The following is a 13,343-nucleotide window of genomic DNA, read 5'->3' on the forward strand; positions in this document are numbered from 1 at the left end:
CCCTTTTTTCTACTAGATCTGCATGACGCTTCTAATTCGTGAGTTGACCTTATGTACGTCATATTTTTGCTCTGCTATCTCGCGGCTGCATGCTCCCATTCTTTCTATCAAGCCAGGTTCTAGAATGAATCGTTCCATAGCCTCAGCTAGCGCGGCGGCGTTCTTAACCGGTACCAGGAAACCGTTGTATTCTTGAATAACCGTTTCCTTGCATCCAGGTGTATTCGTAGTAATAACAGGCATCCCCATTGACATCGCTTCCAATATAGATTTAGGAGTTCCTTCACGATAATAGGAGGGCAGGACGAAAACGTCCGAGCTGTTTAGATGCGGTCGAACATCCCTGGTTTCTCCAAGATAATCAACCACCTGCTCATTTATCCATTCGGTCATTTGATCCTCACGGATCGCCGTCGGGTTAACATCAAAGGGGCCTAGCAGCTTGATGCCTATGTCCGGATACTTTCTTTTTAAAATTCTCGCAGCTTCGATGTATTCGTAAATTCCTTTGGCCTTAATTATTCTTGCTATAAGGATAAAGGTAACAGGCGCTTTGCCCGTCCTGCCGGAAGGCTTTCTAAATGAAGTAAGGTTGACACCCACTCCGTTCACTATCGTCGCTTTTTCCCGCTGAATGAAGTGAATGTTAGTAAATAGTTGAAGATCATCCTCGTTTTCAAAAAAAGCCCCTTCACAATGACGAAAGGCCTGGCGGTATAAGGTTTTGACAATCGGCATCAGCATTCGCTGCTTCCAGGTTCGTTCCATGAACATATAGCCTAATCCGGTGATGTTGACAAATACCCTTCCCTTGTTTGCGAGTCTGGCCGCCAGGCTGCCGTAAAATACGGGCTTGATAGAGTAGCAGCTGATGATATCGGGGTCCTCATCTCCTATGATCCGAACCAAATGAAGAATACTGCGTAGATCATACAACGGGTTTAACCCTGTATTCCGGATAGGAACCCGAACGAACTTAACCCCAATGGCAGCCAACGTATCCTCCGCTATGGTATCAGGTGCCAATGCCGTTACGCTGTGCCCGTCTCGTACCAACGATTCCAAAAGATCCCGGTTAAAATTCAAATAGTACTTGGCGTACGGAACAACAAATAAAACCTTTGCCATTTCATCACCTTCTCGGGACCGGATTAACTTACGTTTACCTGACTTAATTTGTATGCCGCCGCACATACCAATCCGAATGCTGCCGCTGCCAATCCATAGGCATCAAACGATAGGATGAGTAAGGCGATGGTACCCAGTATAATGGCACCCGCATAGGCGAGCAGCACCGCTTTTCTGACGGATAGCCCCATCTTGACAAGCCTCAACGCAAAATGATCCTGACTCCCTCGAAGCGGGGACTTCCCGGCCCTTATTCGCAGTACCGAGACAAAGATCAGCTCAAATAAGGGGATCCCCAGAATAAAAACGGGGACGATCAGCTGCCGACCAAACTCCTGACCCTCCGTCCAATCTATCACCGTGCATGCAACTAAAAACCCAATCAGTAAACTGCCGGTATCGCCCATATAGATTCTTGCGGGCTGAAAATTATAGATCAGAAAGCCTAAGCATGCGCCAGCTAAAGCGAGCATTAAAGCGCTGCTGAATAGATCCCCTGAAAGCTGCAGCAACAATGCAAAAAATAAGGAACAAATACTAACAATGCCTGCCGCAAGCCCGTCCATAATATCGATTAAGTTAATGGCGTTAGACACACCTATGATCCAAAGGATGGTCACTGCAAGATTCAATATTCCGTTATCAAAAAACGAAAAAGAGATCCCGCTGGACCCAACGATGAAAGCAGCAATAAACTGTACAATAAGCTTCGTAACGGGTGATAACGGCCTTATGTCATCAACGAGACCTAGTCCCAGTATAATCAGCGCGCCAAGTATTTTACCGTACTGATTCATCAAGGTCACATGATCGTTCTGTAAGATCAGTACGACTGCTACAGCGGCAAAAATAGCCAGTCCTCCCAAATAGGGAGTGGGGCGCTTATGTGTTTTCAATTCCGTATTTGGATAATCAACGATGCGCAGCTTAAGCGCGATAATCCTCATGATGGGGGTCAATAGCATACAAAACGCTAGCGAGATAAAGAAGCTGGCTGCTAACAAATGAATTGTATCCCCCTTCGTTCGTTATAAGGCTTTTGATTTTGCAAAATGACGTTCGTTTTAACGAACAAGTCTTGTCCCCATTATATTTCGATTGTAATAAAATAGCAATTCATTTGTATATTTTTCCTGCCACTTTTATCTCGTGTTTCCCGAATACCTGATCGTACTTCCCATCTTGGAATTCATCCTCCGGATTTCTTGCGGTATACTATTTCGTACAGAGGTGATTATGGTGGAATCGTTGAAGTCCATTTATCAGCGATATTTCGATGAAACGTTGTTTGGCCAAAAGAACGGAGTAACGTACAATCTGCGACCGGAGATCGGCGCCGGGAATGCCTGCAAGGTCACTACTTACAGCGGGATCGAAATCGTGTATCACGACATTCGTTATCATGAACCGTATCCTTTTTGTTTTGCTTCCAGAGGACGTATGGTTGAGCTTCAGTTTACTCTTTCCGGGGGGCGGCAGGTGAATGTGTCCGGTCATGATCATGAGACTCCGGTCGGGCAGGGTGCGCTTGCTTTAATTCAAGACTTTCAAGCACAGTTTTATCCCTCGGCACAAGAACCGTATGTTTCTCTATCGCTGGCCATTCCGGTTTCTCTATTTGATTATGCGGCTCATGAGTTGACGACTTCAACCAATACAAACTTTGAATTCGACCGGCTCCTGCAGGGGCAAACCTTCCGCCGCTATTGTTTTGAAAATGACGCCAGAAGCATGGTATTGGCGAAGCAATTAATCTCCGATTTTAAAGACGCCAATAGATCCCCATTACTGATGGAAGCATCCGCATTGGAGTTACTGAACATGTATATGCTTCAATTATTCGAGCCTTCGCCCAGACCGGGCGGCTTGTCCAAAGGGGATATCCAAAAACTGCATAGGGCTAAGGAAATACTTGAATCTTGTATGACCGACCCTCCTTCTCTGCTGGCCTTGGCCAAAATGGTCGGGTTAAACGACTTTAAACTGAAGACGGGATTCAAGGCATGTTTTGGAATGACCGTATTCGAGTATTTGAGACACGTTCGTCTCGAGCATGCGATGATGGTTCTGCGGAACCAAGAGTCCAATGTAACCGAAACTGCGATGATGGTAGGCTACAGCAACGTAAGCGCGTTTTCCGAGCAATTCATTCGGAAGTTTGGTATAAAGCCGTCGGAGATAAAAAAATATTTTTAATCCGTTTGACCGTAATGGATTCCGTTTCACGGGAGCGGTCCGTACCGCAAATCCCTTATACTCCTCTTCAAACAATACTATTGTGTAGAGGAGTGTAAGAATGAACAAAATGAAGGGAAGCATTTTTTTCAGTGTTTTCGCAGCCATGCTGGGGCTTATGCTTATCGCGCCGATTACCCCCTCGCTTATACGAGAATTGGGCTTAAGGGAAATCCATTCCGGAATCCTTATTTCCGTCGGATCGATTATGATGGCGGTTATGGCTCCTGTATGGGGGAATATCAGCGATGTGAAGGGACGGAAGCCGGTAATCCTGATTGGGTTTATTGGTATATCCATCAGCACTTTATTGTTGGCGGTCACCTTCTACAGCGGTCTCCATCACTGGCTTAGCGGCGGACTACTGCTGTCGCTGATGATCGTCACGCGAAGCTTGGTCGGGATGTTTATCCCGGCAATCCTTTCCTCCTCACAAGCTTATATGGGAGATGTGACGGAGGGGAAGGAAAGAGGAACCGGCATGGCGATCATTAGCGCGGCAAATGGGCTTGGGCTTATTCTCGGCCCGGCGATCGCCGGTGTATTTACATTATTTGGTTTGCTGTGGCCTTTATATTTTGGAATTGGGATTGCAATAGTTGCCTATTTCATCACTCTGCTGCTGATGCCTGCAAAGAAACCGGCGACAGCGAAGGGGTCTGCCAAAGTCAGCCCATTTCAACCTGGTTTGCGCAATTATTTAATCGTGGCGCTAGTCACGATGATAGGAATCGTAACGATTCAAGTTATTGGAGGGTTTTATCTGCAGGATCAGCTGAGCCTCCCCTCCGATCAGCTGGCAAGAATAGTATCCTTCGGATTAATGCTTACGGGCATTGCCATGCTCTCTGCCCAAATCGTGCAGTCCAAATGGCTGAAATGGGGGCCGCGGCCGATGATCCTGCTCGGTTCCTTGATTCTCGTCGTAAGCATGCTCCTATTCCTTCTTACGGCTCACCTGCCGTTCTACTATTCGGCGTTTTTTGTTTTTGGATTAGGATCGGGCTTTATGATGACCGGATTTATGGCAGGCGCTTCTCTTTCGGTAAGCAGCGAACAGCAAGGAGGCGTTGCCGGCTTGGTTGCTGCCATGCAGGGAATCGCCGCCATCATCGCCCCTATTCTAAGCACCACTCTATATCAAATGAATCGTTACAGCCCTATGGCCATGATAGCTGTCCTTACCACCCTCTTGGGCGCAGGGATGCTGGCCCGCTTGCGAAGGGAACCGGCTCATAGCGCTATCAAGCGAATGGAAGGCCGGGAGATTCGGGCCGTCTCCGAAGATGCTAAGTAGGGCAGCGGCACCCCCTTTGAAGCTTACTTTTGAGAATCAAGAATAAACATAGATGCATCTTGTCCCATGAAAATTTTACTTCCGGTATAAAAGGTTCGGGATTGAATATCCCTATACCCTATTTTCGTCATGATGTTAGCCAGCTCTGCTTGATCAAATCCGTTATGAACGATATCTGACACTATGTTTTCATTTTTATTAAAATCTACAATCAGTAAATGGCCTCCTTCATTTAAAGCGTCAAATAACCTTGATAAGACCAATTCGACGTCACTAATATGAAGGAGGACCTGCGCCATAAAAATATAGTCAGCCTGAAAATCCGATACACCTTCCTTCTCAAAATCAAAGCATAAGGTGTCTGCGTTTTGAATATCAGAGCGGGAGATTTTTTGCTTGATTTGATCAAGCATGTTTTGCGATGTATCCAGAAACAGCATGGATTTAAACTCGTTTAGCAGGTTCATTCCGACAAGACCCGTTCCGCAACCAAAATCAATAGCATTCTTACTTTTAGTGTCAACTAGATAGGTGCGAATGGCCTCCGATGATACCTTTGCAATTTGGATTCTTTCAGGGGTGTCGTATAGGTTAGCTATCATTTCAAACTTATCCGTATTTCCCATTCGTTTCTCTCCTTCTGCCGTTAAATATGTTCTGACAGGTCCATCACGTTATGAAAATGAATTTCGCTCAACTATTCGATGACCTCTTCAACTACCATAATCTCAGAATCTGTAATCCTCATGCAAATCATACCTGCTAACCAACTCTAAGTTTACAACAGGATTATCCGCGCTGCATCCCGTTCCCATGGAATATGCCAATGTAACGCCCTCTCCAATGCCTCCCATTCGGGCAAAACCTCAAGATCCTCATGCTCCAGATGGGGTTCAACCTCGAGGAAATGAACACGGCGTACATAATCATGGTTTTACCGTTTCTTTCAGAGCATATATTTAATACCGATATTTACTTAGGGAAGGGGACTGGACGATTGCCTAAAAAAAGGGGTACATCAACAGGCTCTACAAAGTCATCGGCAGGCATAAAGAACGATCGGAGAAAAGAGCTTTCTATAAACTCTCTTGACAATAAGCGCTTGAACAAAAGACCTAATTTTCTGCTAATCATAGTAGATGAGGAACGCTATCCCCCTGTTTACGAAAGCACGGAACTGAAAACATGGCGTGAGCAGAACTTGCTGGCTCAGAAATTTCTTCGCAGCAATGGATTAGAGTTTCAACGTCATTATGCTGCTTCTGTCGCATGCTCCCCGAGCCGTGCAAGCTTATTTACAGGACATTATCCCTCCTTGCACGGAGTGACTCAGACAAGCGGCCCCGGAAAGGGACCTTTCGGGGACGGGATATTTTGGCTTGACCCGAACACAGTACCGACCATAGGAGACTGCTTTGAAGCTGCGGGATACCAAACCTTTTACAAAGGCAAGTGGCATATTTCGCATCCGGACATTTTGATTCCCGGTACTTATCAATCGTTTACAAGCTATGACCCGCAGACCGGCGTACCCGGACCGAAACGAGTCGATATTTATTTAAATGCGGACCGCCTTGCCAATTACGGGTTCCACGGATGGGTCGGCCCTGAGCCGCATGGCTCAAGTCCTCATGATTCCGGATCGTCGTCGGCCATCGGATTGGCAGGCAGAGACCAGGTGTTTGCGGCGGAAACCATAGAGCTGATCGAACGTCTGGACCGGGAGCAAAGAGAACATCCCTCGGCGGAACCAAAGCCGTGGTTCATTGTTTCCTCATTTGTGAACCCGCATGATATTACCTTGTTTGGAGAGATTACGCGGCAGCTTCCGCAATTCAACTTTGAAGTAGACCCAACGATCCCCGATATTCCTCCGCCTCCGACATGGACCGAATCCCTAAGCACGAAGCCTCGCGCTCAACGAAGCTATCGTGATCTGTATCCCCGGGTTTTCCAGCCTACCGGAAACTCGAGTTTCTACCGCCAGCTGTACTTTCAGCTTCAGAAAAACGTGGACCAGCAAATAGGAAAGGTACTGCAAAGCCTGCGCGACTCCTCTTTCTATCAAGATACGATTGTGATCTTTAGTTCAGACCATGGGGAGATGTTAGGCGCCCATGGCGGTATGCATCAGAAATGGTATAACGCTTATGAAGAGACCATTCATGTACCGCTGTTGATGCATAATCCCAAGCTGTTTAACGGCCGGAAAACAACGGATATACTTACCTCCCATGTAGATCTGCTTCCTACCATGCTTGGGCTTGCCGGAATTGACGCCGATGTGGTTCAACAAAGGTTAAAAAATGATCATACGGAAGTGCATCCCTTGGTTGGCAGAGATTTATCTCCTTTGATCTTAGGGGAAGGCAAGCCGGACCGAGCCGGGGAACCTCTTTATTTCATGACGGATGATGACCCGACCACCAACACGGTCAAACATGGGCTCTTAGGAATCCCCTATGAACCTGTCGTACAGCCAAAGCATATTGAAACCGTGATTGCTGAGCTCCATACGAATGGACGCAGCGAGATTTGGAAGTATTCGGTTTACTTCGATAATCCCCAATTCTGGTCGAATCCGGTCATCCAGGATGAACAAACGCATCAGGCTCCAGCTCTATTAAAGGACGGAACCTTTCGCCAGGTTCAACAATCTATTTGCTTTACCACTATAAAAACAGAACCCGTCCCCAACCAATATGAATTGTATAATGTAACCGCAGATCCGCTGGAGGTCACCAATTTGGCGTTTCCGAGCAATGCCACGGACGAGTCCAGAAAAATTCAGAGGAGAATGTCCGTGCTGCTGAAGGAACAACGCCAGAAGAAACGACTGTCACCTTCCAGCGGCAATGTGTGAGGCTATTTTGAATGCCACGGACAGCTGTCTCAGCACCAATTTATCGCTATCCCAAGGTCATAAAAGGCTCAGGATACGGCTCTGAGCCTCTTATTATCAAAAATTGCCGTCGCTCGCGGTAAGGTCTGCCATGCTGTCTGTAACGGCAATTGTTAAGGGACCCACTCCTGGAGGGTCGATTGCCGAAACATGATACGCAAAGAAAAAACAACCATCGACGACATGAACGTCGACAATGGTTGTTTAGTATAACTGTTTACTTATCGATTAAATCGGTCGTCTTAAGCATTCTTTCAATCAGCGCTGCCGCTTCCGCCCGCGTCATGTTCTCTTGCGGCTTCAGCAGTTGACCTGCGCTGCCTTCGACAATGCCGGCGCGAATCATCCGCGCCACCGTCTCGCGCGCCCAATCGGACAGATTCGCCGCATCGCCATATACCGAAAGCGTAGCTTTGATCTCTGCTTGGCTCAAGGCCGCACTCTGCGGTCTAACCAGGTTGTAAGCCCGGGCGATCATCGCGATCCCCTGCTCTCGGGTAATCTGCTGGTCGCCGCGGAACATACCGTCTTCGTAGCCTTCCACGATGCCGAATTCGCTGGCAACGGATACGCCATTGTGATACCAGGCGGTGGAAGCAACATCATGGAACGCGTTCTGTGTTGCCTTCTGACCCATTAATCCCATGCCCGTTGCAGCCATCACTGCAAATTCCGAACGGTTGATATTGCGGTCCGGCGAGAAGTCATTGTTCCCCGTTCCGGCAAGAATGAGTCTGGCGGCTACATTATTAACCGTCATATGAGCCCAGTGGCTCTTCACATCACTGAAGTCCTGAGGATTCCAAATGACGGAGTAATTTCCATGGCTGCGTAAATCCTGAATCCTAGCAAAATACCGGTTGCTGATCTTCGTAACGACAGTCGGTACATGATTCACCGTTCCATCCGGGTTCACGATCACTCCGGTCGTAATCCGGTTCGGGTCGATGCCTTCAGGAAGCGCAATATATCTCGGCGCATACCCGCCCAATTGCTCTGAACGGATAGTCTGCCCTGCGCGGGAGAAGGCCAAGTCGAGACTAACCGGATTCACCAGCAGCTCATAGCCGCCGTTCACTGCACGGCTGCGAGCGTTGTCGATGAGAGCTTGCTCTGAAAGCCGAATGTTAACATTCACGGCAATATCGCCTAGTGCCGCATCGCCGAATTGTTTCGCGATCGCGCTAAGGTCCAGCTGGCTGCTAGGCACCGGATAGATGGCCAGCAAGTTCCCGATTTCCAGGCTCGAGCCGGTATCCTTCAGCTGCTTGACTATGGCTGCCGTTAAGCCTTGTACCTGTACATCGCCGTCACCCGGTACGCGAATCGCCAGATGCTGCGCGCCCCCTTGGGACAAGATGCCGTTGAGCTTATCTCCATCGATCTTCACAGTGGTAACACCGTCTTGCCCTGCCGTTTGTGTTGCAAACGAGGTTTGGTTATCGTTCACCGTCGTGACGATGTCGCCGGAATTAGAAGCACTGCCGCCTCCGCCCCCACCGCTTGGCCGGTTATTTCCGGAGGATGTTGCTCTAATGACGGTGATTGTATATTCTTTGATACGGCCATCCCGGTCGGTCACTTTCACCGTTACCGTATTAACACCGGGGTTGAGCGGAAATGCTGCACTTGTTGCTCCACTGGCCACTTCGCTGAAGGTACCTCCGTTAACGGCAATTTCGATCTTAGCGCCCGGATCGAGCGCTACAGGCGTCCATTGCAGCTGGTATACACTGCCGGACACGGTCATCGTGTAAGCTTCCTTGTCCGATTCGAAGGCCGGGTTCAAGCCGCCGGTGGATGGAGTGAGCGAGACCAGCTTGTTCGTGGTCCGGATGATTTCCAGCGTATAAGTCGTTTGCTTGCCGTCCGGACCGGTCACTTGCACCTGAATGGTATTCAAGCCTTCCTTAAGCGGAAGCTTGTTCCAGTCCGAAGCACCGACCGGGTTGCCGTTCAAGATAACGGCAACTTTGCTGCCCGGTTGGAGCGCTTGCGGGTCAATACCGATTGTAGTCACTTCGTTCGATACAACTGCTTTATAGTTCAACTGCCGGCCGTCGAATGCCGGAGTCAGTGCGACCGGTTTGCCGTTCGCATCGCCCACTTGGAGCGAGACAAGTCCGGGCTCGCCATTCACCGAAACTAGACGATTGCGCGCATCGTTCAGCGCGGCTAGCGCCGCATTGACCTCAGCTTGCGTTGCATTCGGATCGTTCAATACCTTCTCGGCTTGCTTCAGCGCATCCTGCAGCGCCTGCCAGCTCTCCGGCGTATAGGCTGCCGGGTTCAAAGATTCGCCGCTGATTTCGTCCGCTCTCTTCCGCAGCGCGGATTTGTCAACGGTCTTGCTTGGTTTCGTAATTTCAATTCGATACGTATTCTGCTGGCCGTTCGTGTGAGTAACAACAACTTCAATCACATTCAGACCCGGCTGAAGCGGCAAGTTCGCCCAATCCTCCGCATCTACCGATTGGCCGTTGAAGCTCACATTCACTGTACTATTCTCGTCCGCCGTCTTCGGAGCGATGGCGACGCTATATACGTCTTCCGTTACTGTCGCTGTATAGTTCAAATGCGACTGGCCGTCAAATGCCGGGGTCAACGTTAGAGGTTGGCCGGCTACTGCCGAAGGATTTCCATATACCGCTGCTCCAACACTCGGGTTTAGCTCGCTAAGCACCGGCTCCTTCTTCACAAGATCTTTGCGAGCCGATTCCAAAGCAGCCAATGCATCATCAATCTGCTTCTGAGTGGCATTGGGATTGCCGAGCACATTCTGTGCATTCTTCAGTGCATCGTCTAACGCTTTCCAGCTTTTCGGTGTAAAGTCGACTGCTCGCAAGCTCTCTCGATTGATCTTATCGACCATTGCTTGCAGCTGCGTTTTATCAACAGACGGATCCGCTGCCGATACCGCACCAGTCGCCGCACTCGTCACGCTGCCTACCGCATGCGTATCATCAGCCGTGACAGCCACGGTGATGACTGCTCCCAAGTCGTCCGCAGTTAATGTATAGCTGGACCCCGTCGCATTCGTAATGGCGACTCCGTTACGATACCACTGGTAGGTCGGCACATTGCCTGTCGTCGTGTTCGGCGAATATGTAATTCCCGTTACGTTTGCCGTCAACGTCTGACCGACCTTGGCAGTTCCATCGATCGTTACACTGCCTCCCATCACCGGAAGCCCGATAACCTTGGTGGCAGAGATGTTACTAATGACACCGCGGTTATATTCGACAATAACTCCCGGGTCTCTATATGTACTGCTGCCGTGTATATTAAGCACGGGTAAGTAACCTATTTTGGTATTATTTGTATCTAGCAAAAGTGTAAGATGGTCGTAGGATCCATTAGGTACAATTTCATTCGAGGTATCAAGTCCTGTTTGGTAACCCGTTGATACATACCTTGTGTAGCTACCAACAGAAGTGTCCCAATTAGGTGAGTAAGTTTTAGTCGCGCCTATGAAGCTTATAAAGTACCAGCTTCCCGACCAGAAACTCTTAAATTCTTTAAACATACTGGCAATCGCAAGCATTTCTCTAGGATTATCTTTTGCCGGTTCTACAAGATGTCCGTTAATGCTCGCCGCAATAGTCACAGCGTCCTTAAATGTCATGGTACCGTTACTTTCTCTTGCCACATATACAAAATGGCGTCCATTATAAGTACGCACAGAGGTTTTTCCATCGGTCAATGGCGCCCCTGGTGTTACATTGACAATGACATTTTGAGTCTGCCCCGAAACTGGTGTAAATGTCATGTTTCGAATAGCAGCTTGAATGTCTTCATACTTAGTATTACCCGAGAAATTGAACACTCTATTTGCGGGTGTGGATTTATCAGTAGTAATACCATTAATGGTTATACCATTAGTCAACTCAGTAATACCGCTAGACAGAGTTCCAAGTGTAATGGAGCCTCTATCTACAGCCACTGTAAAGTATCCGCCCTTTGTATCAACAACGCCTGTACTTCCGAATGCAGCGTTTGGCAGCTGATAGGTTGCCCCGGTTACTCCAACAGGATTCCCGAGATCAAGTGTCGGCGTTGCCGCTGCTTCTGCTTCTAATGGCTGAAAAGGGATCAGCGTCAATACCATAACGATTGCCATTAGAAGAGACAGCATTCTTCGATTATTTAATTTCAACTTTTGTTCACTCCTTCATATAGAAATTCTCTCTCAAATTTCTCGCGAATCAGAAGAGTTGCCCCTCTCTTCTTTAAGCCATGCCCTTTTCATCTCTCACCTCCAACCAGAATACATTCGACATTAGCAACTCCCTCCTATTTTAGAAATTATTAAAAACCCCCGTCCAAAAGCGGGCATTCGCTAATAGACGGAGGTTTCCGTCGCATTCGACAGCTGGCTGGCATTGGTTCTTGCTTTTACAGCGAGTCCTTAGCCCCTTTAGCTTTGCGTCCCGGCCTTTCGACCGGTTTGCCATTATCGTACGATCTCTTTTCAAATATGTAATAGATAGTTACTCAGCCATGGCATAGAGTATGGGGAAAATTTACGTTCAGGCACTTTAGACCCAACATTTTTATAATAAATGACAAATCTGAACAATTTCTGAACAACTCCGACCAGTCGTGTCGGAATATGTCTACCGGTCGGAAAAATAGCATCCTGTTTCAGGCTTGATAATAACGTTTACCTGGTACCCGGTTCTAAAATCGAGCTGATCTTCCATTAACGTTTCTTTGTCTTTCCATTCAAATGCGGGGCTGGAAATCTGCAGGTTACAGAGATTACAATGTTCTTATATGGTTGTTTATACGGTGATCATGGAGAGAGTAGTGATGTCCCTCTAGGAATGTAAGGAAGGTGGACCCTATATGAAAACGAATCGTTCTTCATCCGCATTGGGCGATTTTATCAAATCGCGCAGGGAACGGCTGCAGCCTTCGGAGGCGGGGATACAGCCGCTGCCCGGACGAAGACGTACCCCGGGGCTTCGAAGAGAAGAAGTCTCTTATCTTGCCAATATGAGCGTGACTTACTATTCCTGGCTGGAGCAAGGCAGAGAGGTTAATCCTTCACCGGAAGTGCTGCTTAGTATCAGCCAAGCGCTGCGGCTTGATGAAGATGAACAGAAGCATCTGTTCGATCTGGCCAATGTAGACCCGGCAAGCGCCGGTACCCTGCCGAACAGCGGCGGGTCGGATACGGGATTTTTGCAAAAAATTGTCGATCAATTGCATTATCCTTCTTTCATCACGGATGAGGGTACGGATGTTATCGTCTGGAATCGGGCAGCAGAACTGATCATAGCCGATTTCGGCAATATGCCGGAAAACGAACGGTATATGCTGAACATTATGTTTTTTAAGCCGGATTACCGCAACAAACTGGTGAATTGGGAAGGCTTTGCCCGTTACTCCGTAGCAGTTCTGCGGGCAAGCTTCGAACGCTATAAGGACAACCCGTTGTATATGGAAAGGCTAGGACGCTTAAGACGGGAAAGTGAGGAGTTTGTGCATTTCTGGGAACTTTATGAAATCAAGCAAAAGCGAGTAACAACCGCTTTATTCCATCTTCCCGACGGGCATGAGATGGAGTTCGCGATCCATTCCGCGGCGGCAGTTGATAATGACCCAACCCTGCACTGGTGTTTCTTTGTCCCGGTAACCGGTTCAGGTACAGAGGAAACCTTATTGCGTATACTGGAGCAGGACAAGCGGCTTTCCTAGAGTCTTTCCTAATTATATCTGGAATGAATCGGCGGGGGCGGAATACGGTCCTCGATGTTAGACTGTTACTCCCATTAA

General features: G+C 48.3%; 8 protein-coding genes and 1 riboswitch. Of the genes, 4 read left to right on the forward strand and 4 right to left on the reverse strand.

The genetic code is table 11. From position 1 onward, the window contains the following. Nucleotides 1–12 precede the first annotated feature (12 nt). Entirely contained in the window at nucleotides 13–1,128 is a 1,116-nt protein-coding gene (locus B1728_RS16410) for a glycosyltransferase family 4 protein (protein WP_179136046.1), read from the reverse strand. A gap of 23 nt (nucleotides 1,129–1,151) precedes the next feature. Continuing rightward, on the reverse strand, nucleotides 1,152–2,132 hold the full coding sequence (locus tag B1728_RS16415) for a glycosyltransferase family 4 protein (protein WP_079911314.1): 981 nt from the start codon (nucleotides 2,130–2,132) through the stop codon (nucleotides 1,152–1,154). Nucleotides 2,133–2,364: 232 nt separating this feature from the next. Between B1728_RS16415 and B1728_RS16420 the strand changes: the two genes are divergently transcribed. Further along, a complete protein-coding gene (locus B1728_RS16420) occupies nucleotides 2,365–3,324 on the forward strand; it encodes a helix-turn-helix transcriptional regulator (protein WP_079911315.1) in 960 nt (319 codons plus the stop codon). A 100-nt stretch (nucleotides 3,325–3,424) separates the two neighbouring features. Continuing rightward, entirely contained in the window at nucleotides 3,425–4,660 is a 1,236-nt protein-coding gene (locus B1728_RS16425; protein ID WP_079911316.1) for an MFS transporter, read from the forward strand. Nucleotides 4,661–4,683: 23 nt separating this feature from the next. On the opposite strand, the gene B1728_RS16430 is transcribed toward B1728_RS16425, so the two are convergent. Next, nucleotides 4,684–5,286 (reverse strand): class I SAM-dependent methyltransferase, encoded by a 603-nt coding sequence (locus B1728_RS16430; RefSeq protein ID WP_079911317.1) that lies wholly within the window; start codon nucleotides 5,284–5,286, stop codon nucleotides 4,684–4,686. Nucleotides 5,287–5,657: 371 nt separating this feature from the next. Here B1728_RS16430 and B1728_RS16435 point away from each other — a divergent pair, with 371 nt between their 5' ends. Beyond that, complete coding sequence (locus B1728_RS16435) at nucleotides 5,658–7,523, forward strand: sulfatase family protein (protein WP_306293531.1); 1,866 nt, start codon at nucleotides 5,658–5,660, stop codon at nucleotides 7,521–7,523. A 256-nt stretch (nucleotides 7,524–7,779) separates the two neighbouring features. Here the strand turns inward: B1728_RS16435 and B1728_RS16440 are convergent, their stop codons facing one another. Beyond that, the gene (locus B1728_RS16440; RefSeq protein ID WP_079911318.1) at nucleotides 7,780–11,718 is read right to left on the reverse strand and encodes a cadherin-like beta sandwich domain-containing protein; all 3,939 of its coding nucleotides are present in this window, start codon (nucleotides 11,716–11,718) and stop codon (nucleotides 7,780–7,782) included. Between the two features lie 208 nt (nucleotides 11,719–11,926). Continuing rightward, nucleotides 11,927–12,024: riboswitch (cyclic di-GMP riboswitch) on the reverse strand. A gap of 386 nt (nucleotides 12,025–12,410) precedes the next feature. Here B1728_RS16440 and B1728_RS16445 point away from each other — a divergent pair. Continuing rightward, a complete protein-coding gene (locus B1728_RS16445; protein ID WP_079911319.1) occupies nucleotides 12,411–13,265 on the forward strand; it encodes a helix-turn-helix transcriptional regulator in 855 nt (284 codons plus the stop codon). Nucleotides 13,266–13,343 lie beyond the last annotated feature (78 nt).

Source organism: Paenibacillus sp. 32352, from assembly GCF_002042965.1.
In the GTDB taxonomy this organism is placed as follows: domain Bacteria; phylum Bacillota; class Bacilli; order Paenibacillales; family NBRC-103111; genus Paenibacillus_S; species Paenibacillus_S vulneris.

Bases quoted from the DNA above. Each gene is read 5' to 3' on its own strand.
- B1728_RS16410 (WP_179136046.1), bottom strand. From the start codon at position 1,128: ATGGCAAAGGTTTTATTTGTTGTTCCGTACGCCAAGTACTATTTGAAT.
- B1728_RS16420 (WP_079911315.1), top strand. From the start codon at position 2,365: ATGGTGGAATCGTTGAAGTCCATTTATCAGCGATATTTCGATGAAACG.
- B1728_RS16425 (WP_079911316.1), top strand. From the start codon at position 3,425: ATGAACAAAATGAAGGGAAGCATTTTTTTCAGTGTTTTCGCAGCCATG.
- B1728_RS16430 (WP_079911317.1), bottom strand. From the start codon at position 5,286: ATGGGAAATACGGATAAGTTTGAAATGATAGCTAACCTATACGACACC.
- B1728_RS16445 (WP_079911319.1), top strand. From the start codon at position 12,411: ATGAAAACGAATCGTTCTTCATCCGCATTGGGCGATTTTATCAAATCG.